The organism is Flintibacter porci (assembly GCF_041925195.1).
Lineage (GTDB): Bacteria > Bacillota > Clostridia > Oscillospirales > Oscillospiraceae > Lawsonibacter > Lawsonibacter porci.
Genome location: NZ_JBHEVB010000010.1, coordinates 91,002 through 108,040, shown reverse-complemented (window position 1 = coordinate 108,040; position 17,039 = coordinate 91,002). Strand labels below are relative to the sequence as shown.

The 17,039-nt window shown below is 57.8% G+C and carries 15 protein-coding genes; 4 read left to right on the top strand and 11 right to left on the bottom strand.

What is annotated here, in order from left to right; translation table 11 throughout:
* Positions 1–152: 152 nt before the first annotated feature.
* On the bottom strand, positions 153–1,235 hold the full coding sequence (locus ACEVJL_RS11980; RefSeq protein WP_325207749.1) for a putative glycoside hydrolase: 1,083 nt from the start codon (positions 1,233–1,235) through the stop codon (positions 153–155).
* 164 nt (positions 1,236–1,399) lie between these two features.
* A complete protein-coding gene (ymfI, locus tag ACEVJL_RS11975) occupies positions 1,400–2,149 on the bottom strand; it encodes an elongation factor P 5-aminopentanone reductase (protein ID WP_110441268.1) in 750 nt (249 codons plus the stop codon).
* A gap of 224 nt (positions 2,150–2,373) precedes the next feature.
* Between ymfI and ACEVJL_RS11970 the strand changes: the two genes are divergently transcribed.
* Positions 2,374–3,294: a diacylglycerol/lipid kinase family protein gene (locus ACEVJL_RS11970; protein WP_235398427.1), complete on the top strand. Its 921-nt coding sequence runs from the start codon at positions 2,374–2,376 to the stop codon at positions 3,292–3,294.
* Between the two features lie 101 nt (positions 3,295–3,395).
* Positions 3,396–4,232 carry a TrmH family RNA methyltransferase gene (locus tag ACEVJL_RS11965; RefSeq protein WP_302668464.1) on the top strand — a complete coding sequence of 279 codons (837 nt, stop codon included), beginning with the start codon at positions 3,396–3,398 and terminating at the stop codon, positions 4,230–4,232.
* 48 nt (positions 4,233–4,280) lie between these two features.
* Here ACEVJL_RS11965 and ACEVJL_RS11960 read toward each other — a convergent pair whose 3' ends face one another.
* From ACEVJL_RS11960 to ACEVJL_RS11920, 9 genes are all read right to left on the bottom strand, one after another.
* Entirely contained in the window at positions 4,281–5,102 is an 822-nt protein-coding gene (locus ACEVJL_RS11960; protein WP_008979910.1) for a putative hydro-lyase, read from the bottom strand.
* 25 nt (positions 5,103–5,127) lie between these two features.
* Positions 5,128–6,069, bottom strand: a complete 942-nt coding sequence (locus ACEVJL_RS11955; protein WP_374738002.1) for a 5-oxoprolinase subunit C family protein — start codon at positions 6,067–6,069, stop codon at positions 5,128–5,130.
* The gene (gene pxpB / locus ACEVJL_RS11950; protein ID WP_325207752.1) at positions 6,066–6,803 is read right to left on the bottom strand and encodes a 5-oxoprolinase subunit PxpB; all 738 of its coding nucleotides are present in this window, start codon (positions 6,801–6,803) and stop codon (positions 6,066–6,068) included. The genes ACEVJL_RS11955 and pxpB overlap by 4 nt, the downstream gene beginning before the upstream one ends.
* Positions 6,804–6,864: 61 nt before the next feature.
* Positions 6,865–8,130 (bottom strand): NRAMP family divalent metal transporter, encoded by a 1,266-nt coding sequence (locus ACEVJL_RS11945; RefSeq protein WP_374738001.1) that lies wholly within the window; start codon positions 8,128–8,130, stop codon positions 6,865–6,867.
* A 52-nt stretch (positions 8,131–8,182) separates the two neighbouring features.
* A complete protein-coding gene (locus tag ACEVJL_RS11940) occupies positions 8,183–8,950 on the bottom strand; it encodes a LamB/YcsF family protein (protein ID WP_008979908.1) in 768 nt (255 codons plus the stop codon).
* 212 nt (positions 8,951–9,162) lie between these two features.
* Positions 9,163–10,554 carry a sigma-54-dependent transcriptional regulator gene (locus ACEVJL_RS11935; RefSeq protein ID WP_374738000.1) on the bottom strand — a complete coding sequence of 464 codons (1,392 nt, stop codon included), beginning with the start codon at positions 10,552–10,554 and terminating at the stop codon, positions 9,163–9,165.
* Positions 10,551–12,209, bottom strand: coding sequence for a sensor histidine kinase (locus tag ACEVJL_RS11930; RefSeq protein ID WP_374737999.1), 1,659 nt, complete (start codon positions 12,207–12,209; stop codon positions 10,551–10,553). The genes ACEVJL_RS11935 and ACEVJL_RS11930 overlap by 4 nt, the downstream gene beginning before the upstream one ends.
* Positions 12,206–13,663: a sodium:solute symporter family protein gene (locus ACEVJL_RS11925; RefSeq protein ID WP_235398420.1), complete on the bottom strand. Its 1,458-nt coding sequence runs from the start codon at positions 13,661–13,663 to the stop codon at positions 12,206–12,208. Before ACEVJL_RS11925 ends, ACEVJL_RS11930 begins: the two co-directional genes overlap by 4 nt.
* Positions 13,664–13,755: 92 nt before the next feature.
* Positions 13,756–14,499 carry a TMEM164 family acyltransferase gene (locus ACEVJL_RS11920; RefSeq protein ID WP_008979904.1) on the bottom strand — a complete coding sequence of 248 codons (744 nt, stop codon included), beginning with the start codon at positions 14,497–14,499 and terminating at the stop codon, positions 13,756–13,758.
* A 169-nt stretch (positions 14,500–14,668) separates the two neighbouring features.
* Between ACEVJL_RS11920 and ACEVJL_RS11915 the strand changes: the two genes are divergently transcribed.
* A complete protein-coding gene (locus ACEVJL_RS11915; protein ID WP_302668469.1) occupies positions 14,669–15,343 on the top strand; it encodes a response regulator transcription factor in 675 nt (224 codons plus the stop codon).
* The gene (locus ACEVJL_RS11910) at positions 15,333–16,943 is read left to right on the top strand and encodes a HAMP domain-containing sensor histidine kinase (RefSeq protein ID WP_374737998.1); all 1,611 of its coding nucleotides are present in this window, start codon (positions 15,333–15,335) and stop codon (positions 16,941–16,943) included. Before ACEVJL_RS11915 ends, ACEVJL_RS11910 begins: the two co-directional genes overlap by 11 nt.
* Positions 16,944–17,039: the final 96 nt, after the last annotated feature.

Sequence of the window (17,039 nt, the reverse complement as noted above, 5' to 3'; positions counted from 1 at the left end):
GCGCATCCAGTTAAAAACTGGAGTGGCACCGCTCATGCTGCGCCACTCCGCTTAAAACTTCAATATTTTCCTACCAAGGGGCTTTTTTGTGCTGTCCGTACAATCTGGGGCACTCCATAGAAATGGGCGGTTTTTATTTCGCATGTGACATTTTAGGACAGGAGCGCCTGGCTGACTGTACTGTCTTGGCCGAATTGTTCCACATACAGTACCAGCCGCTGCTGGGGCGTCTCGATGCCCGCCGCAGTCAGGGTGGACAGCACCGCCTGCTCCTCGCCGGCGATCCAGATACGCTGTCCATACTGGTTGATATTCTGGGCTGTCAGGCCGGAGCTGGTATCCTGGCCGCTGACCTGCTCCTGGCTGACTGCCAGAGACAGAGTCGTCCCGTAGGGCTCCAGAGCCTGAGCTGCCTTTGCCAGAAAATCATCCATCACCTGGGAGGCCGACTGGTCCCCATACTGGATATTGCTCAGCAGGCCGTCCGCCTGGGAGGGATAGCCGCAGTGATCCAGCACGATCTCGTCAAAGCCCATCTGGGCCAGTTCCGTCATCAGTCCAATGAGATAATCCTGAACCTGTTGGTTGGAGGGGTCAGCCCAGTGCATCTCATCTCCATCCTTCCAGCGGTATCCGCTGGTGGTCTGGAGGGTATAGGCCATCTGGCCTCCAATCGCCTCGTCCCGGAAGCAGGACATCCGTGCCACAGTGTACACATCGCCCTCATTCCAGCTTTTCAGCTTCTCATTGACCTGATCATCCTGGGCCTCGGACTGTACGGCAGAAGCCAGACTCTGCTGGCTCTTCCACCCCAACTGTCCCTGGTCGTTTTTCATGTCCACCACGACGCTGTCTCCGCCCTGCTGCTGAACCTGCTGGGCGGCGCTTCCATCCAGAATGGAGGCCAGAGAAACATTCACCGCGTTGGCAGAAGTTTTCTCCTGAGGCTCCTGTTCCTGGGGCTGAGAGGTATCTCCCTGGTCAGAGGAGTCGCTGCCGGGATCCTGATCGATCACATCAAGATCGCTTACATCAGGCTGCTTGGGCTCACTCTGGAAAAAGGGCAGGTCCACCCGAAGCCCATCATCGGTATAAGAGATATACTTCTGTCCCCACAGCAGGAACGCCACTGCCAGCACAACCAGGATTGCCAGCACAAGGGCGATCCATTTCAGCCAAAAGCTGGCCGATTTACGCCCGCGATAGGAATGATAATCAAATTGAGACCGCCGCACGGCACTGCCTCCTTCCACATTCTGTTGTCGGGACCAAGCCCGATGCTGTAATTACGATGTGAATATTATAGCAACCTTTTTATTCCATGACAACCGGACAATTCTCATGATTTTCTTAAGTTTTTTCGCTCTTTTTCCCCATTCTCCCAAAATGTCCTCTTTTTTCAAATCACCATTCCGCCATCCACTGCCAGCACCTGTCCGGTAATGAAGTCGGCTGCGGCACTGGCCAGGAAGAAGACTCCCTCCGCTACATCCTCCGGCCGGCCGATCCGCCCCAGCGGAGTCTCTTCTGCCAGAGCCTGCATATCCTGGGACGAGAGGTGGGCGTTCATATCGGTATCGATCACACCCGGCGCCACACAGTTGACCCGAATATGAGAGGGGCCAAGTTCCTTGGCCATGGCTCGGGTCAGGCCGATCACTCCTGCCTTGGCAGCGGAATATGCCGCCTCACAGGAGCCGCCGGTAAGGCCCCACATAGACGATATGGTAACAATGCTCCCCTTCTGACGGCGCACCATCCCGGGGATGGCCGCACGCATGGTATACACCACGCCGTCCAGATTGGTCCCTGCAGTCCAGCGCCACTGCTCATCGGTCAAGTCGGTCAGCAGAGCCTGGACTCCGGCCACCCCGGCGTTACAAACCAGTGCATCCAGAGCTCCAAACTCCCGCTGGGCCTCTTCCACCAGCGCAGCGGCCTGCTGCGACTGGGACACATCCCCCTGCAGCGCTGCGGCCCGGACACCCAGTTTCTCCAACTCCTCTACCAGCTCCAAGGCCTGCTGCCTGGAACGGCAGTAATTGACTCCTACATTCCAGCCCGCCTGAGCAAACCGCCGGGCGCAGGCCGCACCAATTCCCCGGGACGCTCCGGTGATCAGCACAGCCGGCCTTCTCTCCTGCTCCATACATCCAGCTCCTTTTCCTTTTCTGCCCACATTTTAATCATTTTACCCCTGCCATGCAACCCTTTTCTGCCGATTCCGCTCTTTCTCCCGCTGTATATATATTTCATAAAGATTTTACATTTCATCCTTGCTTTTTTCCGCCCGCCATCTATAATATTCTCTATTGAACTAAATTTTTTCGGGCTTTTTTCCCGTTTTATCTCTTTCTTCGAGGTATGTATCCTATGAATCACCTTCTGTTTCTCTATAATCCCACCTCCGGCAAGGGAGGCGCGGCAGGCCACCTGTCCCCCATCCTGGACACCCTCACCAAAGAGGGCTGGCTGGTCACCGCCTACCCCACCCAGCAGCCCGGAGATGCCACCCGTATCGTCCGGGAACTGGGCTCTCAGTTTGACCGGGTCGTCTGCTGCGGAGGCGACGGCACCCTGAGTGAAACGGCCGCCGGGCTGATGGCACTGGAGTCCCCGCCCGTTCTGGGCTATATTCCTGCCGGCTCCACCAATGACTGCGCCACCACCCTCCACATCCCTCGGGTCTATAAAAAGGCAGCCGCCCTGGCCGGCAGCGACATCCCGCCTCTGGCCTGGGACATCGGCACCTTGAACGAGCGCCCCTTTGTCTATGTCGCCGCCTTTGGCGCCTTTACTGAGGTGGCCTATGATACGCCCCAGGATCTGAAAAACACGTTCGGACATCTGGCCTATGTCATGGCAGGCATCGCCTCCATCCCCTCCATCGCCCCCTACCACATCAAGGTGGAGTATGACGGCAACACCCTGGAGGACGACTTCTTCTACGGCATGGTGTGCAACACCTATTCCGTGGGCGGCATGAAAAACCTGCCCACCGACCGGGTGGAACTGGACGACGGACTCTTCGAGGTCATTTTGGTGAAAAAGCCGGTGAACATTTTTGAAGTGGGTGCCGCTCTTCAGTCTCTGCTGGGGCAGGCTCCTGCCACCACCGGCAGCGCATTGATCTCCTTCCACGCCTCAGACCTGAAATTCACCTGCGATAAGCCCATCCCCTGGACCATCGACGGAGAATACGGAGGCAGCCAGGAGGTCAACGTGGTACGCAACCACCGCCAGGCCCTTCACATCATTCAGGGCCCTTCCCACGACAAAACGGTCAACGAATAAGGTTTTCTTCTCAAAGACGGCGGATATCCCGCCGTCTTTTTTTGCCTGCTCTGTGCCGTTGTGTTATAATAAGAACATCTTGAACCACTCAGGAGGCCCATATGGCTCATATCATAGAAATCAGCGACCTCTCCGCCCCGGAGCTGGCCCCCTATACCCAGCTCACTCACGCCCAGCTGCGCAGTCAGCGGGATCCCGAGAAGGGGATCTTCATCGCTGAGAGCGGCAAGGTCATCTCCTGTGCCCTCAAAGCAGGTTGCCAGCCTCTCTCCTGCTTGACGGAATCCAGACACCTCCCCGCATTGACACAGCTCCTCCCCCCTCCGTGGGACAACATCCCCATCTATACTGCCCCGCGGGATGTATTGGCCCGTCTGACCGGCTATGAGCTGACCCGGGGAATGTTATGCGCCATGCGCCGTCCTCCCCTTCCCAGCCCTGAAGAGATCTGCCGCAGTGCCCGACGGCTGGTGATATTGGAGAACATTACCGACTCCACCAACATCGGCGCTATCTTTCGCTCTGCCGCCGCTCTGGGGATGGACGGAGTCCTGGTTTCTTCCTCCTGCTGCGACCCTCTCTACCGCCGCTCGGTGCGGGTGAGCATGGGCACTGTCTTCCAGATCCCCTGGACCTGGCTGCATGGGGATACCTTTCAGTGGCCCCAGCCCGGGATCGCCACCCTGCGCTCCCTGGGCTTTTCCACCGCAGCCATGGCGCTGACGAACAACTCCATCTCCATTGAAGACCCGGTCCTGGCCGATGCGGAAAAGCTGGCCATTGTGCTGGGCTCGGAGGGAAACGGCCTGTGTGAGGAAACCATTGCCCACTGTGATTACACCGCCCGGATTCCTATGTACCACGGCGTGGATTCCCTCAATGTGGCCGCTGCCGGAGCGGTCATCTTCTGGCAGCTGCGTGCCAGAGAGAAAAGCTAAACGGACAACAAAAATGCCCGCGGCGTCTGCCGCGGGCATTTTCTGTGCTTACTTATTCTTCTGGGCTTCCAGATAGTCGTTGAGCTCGGTGTTCAGGATATCGGTGATAAACATATGGCCGGGGGCGTGGGTAATGACAATGGGGGGCTTGGCATTCTCCACCGCCGCCTGGGGCGTGACACCGCAGGGCCAGAACACAGGCACCTCGCCCTCCCGGATCTCCACAGGATCACCGTAGTCAGGCTTCATCACGTCCTTGACGCCCACCTTCTCCGGATCGCCGATCTGGACAGGAGCACCGTGGACGTTGGGCATCTTCACGGTGATGTCGTAGGCCTTCTGAGCCTGCTCCGGAGTCATGGGACGCATGGAGCACACCATGGGGCCTTCGAAGGGACCAGCCTTGACGGTCTGGATGTTGGTCTTGAACATGGGCACGTTGCAGCCCTGCTCAATGTGGCGCACGGGGATTCCGGCAGCCATCAGCGCCTCCTCAAAGGAGAAGGAACAGCCGATGAGGAAGCCCACATAGCCCTCCTTCCAATACTCAGAGGCATCGGTGATCTCCTTGGTAAACACACCGTTTTCATAGATGCGGTAGCGGGGGATATCGGAGCAGATGTTGCCTCCCTCGCCCATGGCGTGGGTCTCGGGAGTACCCTTGATGATCTCCAGTACCGGACAGGGGAAGGGGTTCTTCTTGGTAAACTCCTCAAAGTCGGCGGCGTACTCCGGAGGGAGGATCACCAGATTGGCCTGGGCATAGCCCCGGCACATACCGGCAGTGGGGAAGTCGATGACGCCCTGGCGGATCAGGCCGCGGACCTCAGCGGGGGACTTGTCGATATAGGGGGTAATATCAAAAGCCATGGGAACTCCTCCTTATTTACAGGTATCAGCCGTCCAGAGCGTGACGCAGGGTCTTCAGAGCGGCCCGCTGATTGAGCAGAGCATCCTGGGCCTGGCCGATGGATACCTTTTCAAATTTTACCTTGTCGCCTGCCTTCAGCTGGCCCAGCAGCCGGAAGTCGGCAGAGATGACATTGGCGATCTTAGTGTAGCCGCCGGTGGTCTGACGGTCGCCCAGCATGATGATGGGCTTGCCCTCAGAGGGAACCTGGATGGCACCAAAGGCGATGCCGTCGGAGATAATGTTGCCGTCGGTGACGTGCTGGATGACGGGGCCATCCAGACGGCAGCCCATGCGGTCAAACTCGTTGGTCACCGAGTAGGTCTCGCTCAGGAAAGTGTCCAGGCCCTGCTGGGTAAAGGCATCGTCCTGAGGACCCATCACCACCCGCAGGGTGTACACCGGGCGGGGGATAAACTCAGGGCTCATGCAGCGGATATTCAAGTTCTTGGGTGCACCGGGAGCCCGGAAGCCGATCACGTCGTCCTTCTGGAGCTTGCGGCCCTGATATCCGCCGATCTTGGCCTTCATGTAAGTAGAGCGGCTGCCCATTACCTCGGGGATATCCAATCCGCCGGTGAAGGCGATAAAGCAGCGGCAGCCCGTCTTAGGGGCCTGGAACCGCAGCACCTGACCAGCCTGAACGGTGACCGCCCGGTAGGTGGGCATGGGCTGACCGTCCAGGGTGGGCATCAGATCGCCGCCGGTGATGGCGATGGTCTCCGCCTGGTTAAAGAGGAGCTGGGGGCCCATCATGGTGCACTCCAGCACCGCCTCATCCTCGGGGTTACCCACCAGGATGTTGGCAATGGCGGCAGAGCGGGGATCCATGACGCCGGACACCGACACGCCAAACTGCTGATAACCCACACGGCCCATATCCTGTACCGTGGTCAGCAGACCGGGGTTCAATACGGTAATGCTCATTTCGCCCCCTCCTTTCTGGGATGACGCTTGCACACATAGGTGCCGACGGCTTCCTGGGCGGCGATCTTGTCAAACTCCGCCTTGGTAATGGAATAGAACTTGATATACTCGCCGGCCTTAGGCAGGATGGGCTCGGCCCGGTCGGGATCGTACATCCGCACCGGAGTCAGACCGATGAGCTGCCAGCCGCCCGGGGAGTCGATGGGATACACGCCGGTCTGAGAGCCGGCAATGCCCACGGAGCCGGCGGGGATCTTTACCCGGGGCTGCTTGAGGCGGGGAGTGGCAATGGACTCGTCCATGCCGCCCAGATAGGTAAAGCCGGGGGTGAAGCCCAGCATATAGATGAGGTACTCGGTGGAGGTGTGGATCTTGATGACCTCCTCCGGTGTCTTGCCTGCGTGCTCGGCCACAAAGTCCAAGTCAGGACCGGCCTCGCCGCCGTAGAGCACGGGGATCTCCAGCACGTCGCTGGGGGGAATCTGGATCTTGTCCAGCTGACCCAGCAGGCCCTTCATACGCTTCACCAGAGGCTCATAGCGGATAACGCTGGGATCATAGTGGACCATAAGAGAGCGGTAGGTAGGTACCGTCTCCACGATGCCGGGGATCTTGCTGTTCTCCAAGGCGATGTTGAAGGCACGGATCTTCGCGTTGATTTCAGTGCTGATCTCGTTGCCGAACTCCACCGACAGGGAGGTGTCCCCGGTAAGGAGGAATTTTACGTCTGCCATAGCAGGCTCCTTTCTGTGTGATTGGCACGCCCGCCTAAGCGGGCGTGCCAAGTGTCGTCAATCAAGCAAACAGCTTCAGGATGCCGGGGACAGCCTGGATGCCGGAGTACAGAGCGATGACCACCACGATGGCGCCCAGGACGGTCAGCCACATGGGGTGCTTGTACTCGGTACCCACGATGCGGGTCTTGTGACCGGCCAAGAGCATCACGCCCAGAGTCACAGGCAGGATCAGGCCGTTGAAGGCGCCGGCGATGATGAGCAGGGCAGCAGCGTTGCCCACGATGACCATCATCAGGGTGGAGAAGGCGATGAAGCCCACCACGAACTGACGCTCATACTTGGCAATGAAGGGGTGCAGGGTCTTCAGGAAGGACACGGAGGTGTAAGCCGCGCCCACCACGGAAGAGACACCCGCGGAGAACAGGCACAGACCGAACAGACGATAGCCCAGATTGCCGGCAGCCAGGCGGAAGGCCTCAGCAGCGGGGTTGCCGCCGCTGGCAGCGTCGGTGATGATCTTGGCATTCTCAGCCAGCCACTGGGTGCCGCTCATGCAGGTGCCCAGCACGGCCAGGAACAGCAGGATACGCACCGCGCCGGAGGTGCCGCAGCCCTGGAGCACGCTCTTACGCACATGGCCGATGTTCTCGGGGCCGGAGATGCCAGCGTCCAGAAGACGGTGCGCACCGGAGAAGGCGATGTAGCCGCCGCAGGAGCCGCCCAGCAGGGTAGTCAGAGCGGTGAACATATTGGTCTTCGGATCCAGCAGGTACTGGAAGTCCACCAGGCCCTTGCCGACCTCGCCCAGAGGGGGCTCGGAGATGATGGCAACCACCAGAACGGTAACCAGAATAACAGCAGCCAGAATGGTGGCCACCTTGTCCATGATGGTCTTGGCGTTCTTGTTGATGAAGATAATGATACCCAGGCAGCCGGCCACCACAGCGCCGACCTTCTGGTCCAGGCCGATCATGGCGTTGAAGCCTAGGGCCACGCCGCCCACGTTACCTACGTTAAAGGCCAGGCCGCCGATGGCAACCAGGATGGCGATAACGACGCCAAGACCAGGCAGCAGCTTGTTGGCTACGTCCTGAGCACGCATCTTGGAGACGGTAACTACGGACCAGATGTTCATCTGAGCGGTCATATCCATGATAATGGCCAGCACGATGACCAGAGCCAGGGCCGCGCCGTGCTGCGCGGTAAAGGTAGAGGTCTGAGTCAGGAAGCCGGGACCGATGGCCGAGGTAGCCATCAGGAAGGCGGCGCCGAACAGAACAGACCGGCTGGGTTTTGCGGCGGCAGTGTTGGGTTGATTACTCATAACATTGACCTCCTAAATCGTTTTGGGAGTCTCCTCTCCTATACAAAGCGGATCACACAATATCCGCAATGGGAGCGATGGTCACGCCCTCAGCTTCCAGCTTGGCGCGGATGTTCTTGACAAACTCTACTGCGGAGGGGTTGTCGCCGTGGACGCAGATGGAGTGGGCGTCGATGGAGACCTCCTCGCCGGTGATGGCGGTAACCTTGCCCTCGGTGACCATGCGGATGGTACGGGCAATGGCCTCGTCCTTGTCGTGGATCACAGCGCCGGGCTTGCTGCGGGGCACCAGGGAGCCGTCGGCCTGATAGGCACGGTCAGCAAAGACCTCGCTGGCCACCCGCAGACCAACCTGCTTGCCGGCCTCCAGCATCTTGCTGCCCGCCAGACCCAGCAGGATCACGTCCTTGTCCACGCTGTAAATGCCCTCAGCAATGGCCATGGCCAGATCCATGTCCTTGCCGGCCATGTTGTACAGGGAGCCGTGGGGCTTGCAGTGCTGCAGCTTCACGCCGTGGGCGGCGGTGAAAGCCATCAGAGCGCCCAGCTGATACTGGATGTAAGCCTTGACCTCCTTGGGGGAGCACACCATGTTCCGGCGGCCAAAGCCCATCAGGTCAGGATAGCCGGGATGCGCGCCTACCGCTACACCGGCAGCCTTGGCGGCGGCCACAGTCTTGTCCATCACCAGGGGGTCGCCGGCGTGATAGCCGCAGGCCACGTTGGCAGAGGACACATGCTGGATAACCTGCTCATCCAGACCGATGGTGTATGCGCCAAAGCTCTCGCCCAGGTCGCTGTTCAGATCTACCTTGTACATAAATAAACCTCCTTGAAGTTTCATTCCAGTTAATTATAATAATGCAAGCTGCGTGCCAACTTTGGTTCTTTTTTGCATTTTCCTTTAATGAGTAAAATTCTCCCGTTTTTTCTTTCCATTTTAAAACTTTTTCTTTGTATTTTTCTTCCTGTTCCCTCTAATTCGTTCTCAAAAAGCAGCGGGAGAGTGTGCGAATTTGCACACTCTCCCGTTCATTTCTGCACATTGTTCTCTTTCGCACTCTCATTGCCCTGCTCCAAACGGCGCTTGAGGGTAAAGCGGGTACATCCCAGCAGCTGAGCTGCACGGCTGCTGTTTCCGCCCGCCAGCTCCATGGCCCGGTCAATGTAGGTACGCTCAAAGGCGTCCACCTCTTTTTTCAGATCGATGCTGCCCTGCTTCAGATCCTTCATGGGGTAGCTCAAGCCGCTGTATCCCTTCCGTTCCTCCCGACGGGGCTCCAGACCGGTCTCTTCGCCGGTAAGAAGCTCTCCCCGGCTGAACAGCACGCACCGCTCCATCACGTTACGCAGCTCCCGCACATTGCCCTTCCAGTAGTACCCCTCCATCTCCTGCAAAAAGGCAGGGTCGATGTCCTTGAGGTGCTTGTTGAATTTCCGGTTGAAGTGCTCCAGGTAGAACCGGGCCAACACCGGAATATCCTCTCGCCGCTCCCGCAGAGGGGGAATACGGATCTGCATCACGTTCAGGCGGTAGAACAGGTCTTCCCGGAAGGTCCCCTTCTCCACTTCTTCCTCCAGATCCCGGTTGGTGGCGGCAATGATACGCACATTGACTTCGATATCCCGCAGGCCGCCTACCCGCTTAAAGCGCCGGTCCTCCAGGAAGGTAAGCAGCTTGGCCTGCATGGACAACGGCAATTCACCGATCTCATCCAGGAACACGGTACCTCCGTCGGCCAGCTCCATCAGGCCCTTCTTGGCCTTGTTGGCGCCGGTGAAGGCGCCTTTCTCATAGCCGAAGAGCTCTGACTCCAGCAAAGTCTCGGGGATAGCGCCGCAGTTTATTTTGACCAGCGGCGTATCCCGGCGGGGACTGCTGTCATGGATGGCATTGACCACCACGCCTTTGCCTGTTCCCGTCTCACCGCAGATGAGCAGATCCACGTTGTCATTCTGGGCCAGAATGTCCACATTGCGGCAGATCCGCTGGATGGCCTGGCTCTCCCCCACAATCTGCCGGGGACGCTGGCGCATCAGTTCCAGGCTGCGCCGCCGCTTGAGCTGATCCAGATTGCGACGGATGATCAGGTCCACCTCTTCCAGATCGAAGGGCTTTTGAATGTAGTGGCATGCCCCCCGCTTCATGGCCTCTACCGCCTGGGACACAGAGCCGTAAGCGGTGATCATGATGATCTGGATGTCCTCATCCACCTTTTTAAAATCCTCGATGTGGTCCAGTCCCAGTTCCTGGCCCAGACGGTTATCCAGCAGTACCACGTCAGGCCGGAACGTCTCCGCCAGCTCCGTCCCTTCCCGGATACTCTCTGCGGTACGTACATGGTAGCCCAGATCGGACAAGCCGCTCTCCAACGACATGCGGATCAGAAACTCGTCGTCTACCACTAATACCTTCGCCCTCATGCTTCTCCTCCTTTGCCGGGAAAGGCAATCCGTGCCCGGGTACCTTCCCCACGCCCGCTCTCCATGGAGAGCTGTCCTCCGTTTTCTCCCAAAAGCCGCCGCACAATAGACAGGCCAAGGCCGCCGGTCCCGGCCCCATGCAGCACCTGCTCCAATTTCTCCGGTCCCATACCTACGCCGGTATCGGTCACCGTCAGGCACACACCCTCCGGCTCCTTCTCTGCCCGGATCTCCAGCTGCCCGCCGTCCGGCATGGCCTTTACCGCGTTGTTAATCAGGTTGATCAGTACCTGGCGCAGTTCCCCCTCGTCTGCGTACAGCCACAGGCTGCCCTCCACCTGGGCGGTAAAGGCGATGCCCTTATTTTCCGCCACCTTAAAGTACAGAAGCTGCAGCTCATCAAACAGCGCATTGAGGCTTACCGTGGTCTTTTGGCTCTCCCGCCGCCGGGACAGGTTCAGAAGGTTCTCGATGAGCAGGTTGACCCGGTCTACCTCCCGCACCATGCCCTCACACAGCTTCTGATCCCGCTCCTGGGTCAGCTTGCGGCTGACCACCTGGATGCCTGCCCGAATACCCGCCAGAGGGTTGCGGATCTCATGGGCCACATCGGCGGCCAGCTTGCCGGTATAGGCCAGCTTTTCCTCCTCGCTGGAGCGCTCCTCCATTCTCTTTTTATAAGTAATGTCGTCGATGGTACACAGCACGCCCCACCGGGAGCCGTCCGGCTCCCGCAGCTGCCATACGCCGAATTCGTAATCCCGGCTTTTTCCCGTGGGCTCCGTCAGATGGGCAGGATCGGGCAACACGTCCTCCCGGCGCATGATCTGCCCCAGCAGCATCTCCAGGGTACGCCCCTGTTCGTCCCGCTCCTCCTGCCGTCCCAACATGGCCGAGGCACTGGCATTGACACAGAAGGCCTTTCCTTCCTGATCGTAAGCCACTACGCCAAAGGGCAGGTTTTCCACGATACTCTCATTCAGGGTTTTGACCCGAATCAGTTCTCCGGTATAGGTTCGGATGCTCTCCATCATCCGGGCAAAGGCCCGGGCCAGCTGGCCCACCTCGTCCGCCTTGCCCAGATACTCCTCCATATCCAGCTCTTCTTGTTCCGGACTCTCGCTGACGCTCTGGCAGACCTCACTGAGACGGCGGATGGGGTCAGAGATGTTGTGAGCAATGAGTACGCTGGCCTGGACAATGATCACTAGCATGGCTACCGCCGCCAGGATCATATATTTCTGCTCCTCGATGAACCGCTCCCGCAGGGCACTTTTATCCAGGCGGTATGAGATCTCCCAGCCCAGTTGGGGATCGATGGCCTGGGCCAGTACCTCCAGGTCCTCAGCATCCACACCGGGCTTTCCCAGCAGAAGTTCTCCCTGCTCATCATAGATAAACAGGCTGTCTCCCGTGTAGTGATTGCGGTACTTAGCCAGCAGCTTTTTCGGGTCCTGGCGGTAATCCTCCAGTTCCAAATCGGCCTGGATATACCCAATCAGGGTACTGGCGTTCTCCCGCTCGGCGGCTACCTTGACCCGGTATTCCGTAAAATACAAGATGGCACAAAAGCAGATCACGGTAGCCAGACTGATGCACACGAAGGGAATCAGGATCTTGTTTTCAATATCCATTCTGGGCCGCCGTATCTTCATCGTGCCCCCTCCTTTCTACGGTCCAGCAGCGAGACCACTGCCATGGCCGCCGTGGAGATGAACACCCCCGGCAAAGCGGGATGGATTCCGAGATGGCCGGCATAGTAGAGCGGATAGAGCACCAGAATCGCAGCCGCTCCTACCAAAATGCAGGCCCACACGCCCCGCTTGGTGACCCAGCGGCAAAGGAGGGTGCCATACATGGAGGGGAAGAGCAGAATACTCACCGCTCCCCACACATCTCCCCCGTAGGACAGGGTGAAATCCGGGGGATTGAGGGCCATCAGCATAGAGATGGTCCCGCCTCCAAAGACCGCCAAACGCCCCAGCGTAAGCACGCGCTGCTCTGAAATCGGTCTGGGCGCGGCAGTGCGCACCACATCATAAGAGAAAGAGGATGCGATGAGCAGCAGCTGAGAGTTGGCCGTAGACACACAGGCTCCGATAATGGCAAAGAGAAAAAATCCGCTCCAGCCGGTGTACAGCTCTTGGTTGAGCAGTCGGATGATCACCTCATCCGAGGACTTCACATAGGGCAGCGTAGGTACCAGAACCCGCATTCCCAGTCCGATATGCACTAAGGTAAAGTACAGTACCGCCAGCAAAATCAGCGCACCCAGCACCGTCCACCGGGCGGTTTTCTCATTTTTGGCGCACAGCATGCGGATGGTATACTGGGGGTTGGCCGCTACCCCAAGTCCCCAGCCCCAGAACATGGACAAACTGATCAGAGGGGTATAGCGGCTGTTGAACAGGGAGAGCAGCTCTCCCGTCTGGGTGGGATATTCCACCCCGGGATGTGCATAGCCGGAAATCTGCTTTGCCTGGCTGTATAGCTCACCCAGGCCTCCCACGCGGCTTACAATGGTAAAAAACAGAATAAACAGTCCAATGCTGAGCAGCGTAAGATTAAACGCATCCGTCCGCACCACCGAGCGGTATCCGCCGAAGGTGGTGTAGAGGATAAACAGATAGACCATCAGCACTGCGGCGGGATAGGGGATATCAAACAGGGCGGAGGCCACCATACCAAAGCCCTTATACTGAGTGACCAGGTAAAACACATAGACGGTAATAAAAATGATACCGTAGGCCATCTGCAGCTTGGGGGACTGGTAGCGCTTGCGGAAGATTTCCGGAATGGTGATGGCGTCCCAGGCATACAGGCGCCGGCTCACCGCCGCCAGCAGAAGTCCCCCTAAAAACCAGGGCACCACCGAATAAAACAGCACTGCCAAGCCGTCTTCATACACCCCGCCGGTCAGGCTGAGAATGGTGATGGCGGACAGCCAGGTCCCCGCAAAGGTACAGATACAAAGAGGAAGGCTTACCTTCCGGTCACAAGTAAAATAGCTGCCTACTGTCCGGTTGTCCCGCAGGCTGCTCTTTCCAATGAGCAGCAGGGCCACGGAGTAGACGCAGAAATAAATGAGGTAGAGTACAGTCTTGTTCACAGGGTTTCTCCCTTCCCTTGGCTTTCCAGACATTCTACCACATTTTTCGTCCCAATGGAATGAAAAAAGAGGCCGCTTCCGCGGCCTCTTCTTTATCTGCGCCAGGGTCCGGCCCAGGCCAGTCCCTTGCCTCTGATTTCAAATTTTCCCGTTTCATCGGTATAAAACCGGCGGTAGAACAGCGCCTGGATCACCAGCCACAGTCCGCCGTACAGTACGAACAGAAAGGCCCACCGGGGCATGATACGGCTTGCCGCCTCCAAGGGGGTGCCGATTCCTCCGGCTGTGTAGCAGTAGTCCCACCCAAACAGGCGGTTACATACCAGACTCACCCCTACCAGTACGCCCACCGGAACAAAACAGAGCACCCGGTCGCCGGGCTGGGGGCGGTACACGTCACCGGCCCACAGCAGCACTGCTGCCGCAATCATCAAAATGTGATAAATCAGGCTGCGTACCGGAACAAAGTGGAAAAACGGATAGTGGTTGAGGTATACATTGAATACCAGTCCCAGCACGCCTCCCATGACTCCCATGGTGCACACATTGGCCGCCGCCATCTGCCGCAGCTTCTCCCGCCGGGAGAAGACCGCCAGAGGCAACATCATCCAAAACAGGGAACACAGGTAAAGGGGCAGGGTGGTCGAGGGCTGGATATGACCAAACTGCCGCATTTCCCACACCCAGTACACCGGGTCAAACAGCAGCGCAAGCACTGCGCACACCTTCAGCCAGCCCTGTACCCGTTCTCTCCCAGCCCGGCGGGCCGCAGTAATCAGAAGGCAGACCAGCACGCCGGTCGATATCAGCACCAAAATATGAGGCAGGCGAAACATAACATCTGTCCTTTCTCTTTTTTTCTATCCTATCGCCTCCCCCTATAAATTCCCCCTGGATTTTCTTAAGATTTACTAAGAACGAGAAAATTTTTAAGCCCACGCTTTCCGCAGGCCTTTGAGTTTGTTATAATGGCCTTAAACATATATAAAAAGGAGGCCGTCCAAGATGAACCCTTTGATTCTGATCGCAGAGGACGACGCAGATATTCGAGGCCTGCTCAAGCTCTACCTGGAGGGCGAAGGTTTTCGAGTCCTGGAGGCAGACAACGGCGCACGGGCTCTGGATCTGGCCCGGGCACAGGCCCCGGATATGGCCATTCTGGATATCATGATGCCCCAGCTCAACGGCTTTGAGCTCACCCGCGCCCTGCGCAAGTTCAGCGATATTCCCATTCTCATCCTCTCCGCGAAAAGCCAGGACAACGACAAGATCCTGGGCCTGAATCTGGGGGCGGACGACTATATCACCAAGCCCTTTAACCCTGTGGAAATCGTGGCCCGGGTCAAGGCCCAGCTGCGCCGCGCCTTCCGCAGCGGGAGCGATATCCTCACCGTGCGGGAACTGACCCTGGATACCACCACCTTCCAGCTGACCAAAAACGGCAAGCAGATTCTCCTTACTCCCATGGAGTATAAGATTCTGGCCCTGCTCATGCGCTCTCCCGGCCGCATTTACACCAAGATCCAGCTCTATGAAGGGGCCATCGGAAACTGCTTTGAGGGCGATGACAATACTATGATGGTGCATATCTCCAAGCTGCGGGACAAAATCGAGGATGATCCCAAGAGTCCCCGCTACATCATCACCGTGAGAGGATTGGGGTATAAGCTTGAAAAATAACAAGCGTTCCGGAAGTCTGTTCCGGCTGCTGGCCAGAAGCTACCTGCTTTTCACTCTGACTCTGCTGATGATTGCCGGAGGGATTTTTTCTCTCTGGAATCATTACCTCAATTCCAGCTATGTGCCGTCGGACTGGATAGCTATGCTGAGCGACCCCGCCCTGACAGAGGGAAAGTACGACAGCTTGCGGCACTATCTGAGCAACAGCGGAGATTCCTTCGGCGTTTATGACAGCAACGGAAAACTGGTCTACGCCTCCACAGAAGATTTTGACTCCTCCTATACCCAGCAGGAGCTCTCCTGCATCCCCCAATACGGCAGCAATGTCCTGATCGACTCCTACGATCTGAGCCAACACAAGAGCAATGTTAGTTATTTACTTATCAAACACACCTTTCAAAGCGATACAGGTGAAGAATCTGTGGACCTGATGGCGCTGGATCAGAATTATCAGGTCCTCTTGGGCGGATTGCAGGACGGGAAAACCAGCTATACCCCCCGGGAATATCAACTGCTTACCGGTTCCCGATATCCTAACAGTTTTCTTCAGTGCACTTCCTTTGAAAACAGCCAGGGTCAGACTATGACCCTGCTTCTGCGGGAGGCTCTCTGGAATGAGACTGATTATCTCAGACACTACAACCAGTCCCGAGTCATTTGGCTTTTGTTCCTGCCTTTGTTCCTGGCCGATGCAGGACTGTTCATCTGGTGGCTGAGTCGGAAAATCGGCCGTCCTCTGCGCAAGCTCAACGACGCGGTGATCTCCCAGTCGGAGGGCCGCCTTGTACGGGTTGGCGAGTGCGGAGGTACTTTGGAAATCCGCCGCATTGGAGAGAGCTTTGACCGTTTCTCCGACCGACTGGCGGAGAGTGAGCGCCAGCGCCGGATTCTGGACGAGGGACGTCAGAAGCTGATTGCCGATATCTCCCACGACCTGAAAACCCCCATCACTGTCATTGCCGGCTACATCGACGCCATCTGCGATGGCAAGGTTCCGCCCGAGGAGCAGACCCGCTACTTGCGGGCCATCCAGAGCAAGGTGGAGGCTCTCACCGAGCTGGTCAACGCCTTCCATGAGTACAGCAAGGTAGAGCATCCGGAGTTCATCCTCCACCCTGAGCGCACTGACCTGTGCGAATTTTTGCGGGAATATCTGGCCGTGAAGTACGAGGAGATCGATCTGGCGGGGTTCTCTCTGGAGATTGCTATCCCAGAGCGTGCCATCTTCTGCCAGCTGGATCCCCTCCAGTTCCGCCGGGTACTGGACAACCTGCTCTCCAACGCTCTGCGGCATAACCGTCTGGGGACCGTGCTGTTCTTCGATGTGGATGTGGACAAATCCTTTGCCTTGGTACGGGTGGCGGACAACGGCTCGGGCATCCCTCCCGAGCGTATCCCGTATATCTTCGAACCCTTTGTTGTGGGCAGCGATGCCCGCTCCGGCACCGGAAGCGGCCTTGGACTGGCCATCACGCGGCGCATTATGGAAAAGCATGGAGGCACCATAAGCCTCACTCCCCATCCCGCACCCGGCCGCAGCAACGAATTTGTCCTACGCCTGCCTATTGACTCACAGCTTCCCCCTCAAGAGGAATCATGATTCAAAAAGAACAAACTTTCAGCCTTGGTTGAAAGTTTGTTCTTTTCTTTACGAATTTTAACGCCGGACAAATGGGTGCTAAAGCTTGCCGGAGTA